Raw genomic sequence first — 393 nt, 5'->3', positions numbered from 1 at the left:
TATATTGTTATACTTGCTATTGTACATCTCTTCGCAGATAGAATCTCTTCTTTGCATACTTTGTCCAGATGCAAATGGCTATCCCTGGCTGGTGGGATATCAATAGCATTTGTTTTCGTGCATATACTACCGGAACTTCATAGCTTGCAGGACTCACTGGAAAAAGAGAGAGCACCAACTTTTATCAAGAGCTTTTTATATATAATGGCCTTGGCTGGTGTTCTTATTTTTTACGGAATTGAAAAAGCGATTATTAAGTTTGAAAAGAAAAACGCATCAGATGAAGAGATGGCTATAGAGGATGACATCTTCTGGTGGCACATAGCCATTTTTGCAGTTTTCAACATCATCATCGGTTATTACTTTTACCACGATTCGGAAGTAAATGGCATC

At 37.7% G+C, this 393-nt stretch carries 1 protein-coding gene; it reads left to right on the top strand.

Annotation, left to right across the window (positions count from 1 at the left end; genetic code table 11):
* Nucleotides 1-117: 117 nt before the first annotated feature.
* Nucleotides 118-393: hypothetical protein (locus tag LB467_RS18775; RefSeq protein WP_224475674.1), on the top strand; the 276-nt coding region annotated here is incomplete at its 3' end.

Source organism: Salegentibacter tibetensis (assembly GCF_020164485.1).
GTDB classification, from domain to species: Bacteria; Bacteroidota; Bacteroidia; order Flavobacteriales; family Flavobacteriaceae; genus Salegentibacter; species Salegentibacter tibetensis.
Note: the sequence above shows the minus strand (reverse complement) of the source record. Positions and strands in the feature narration are given on the sequence as shown.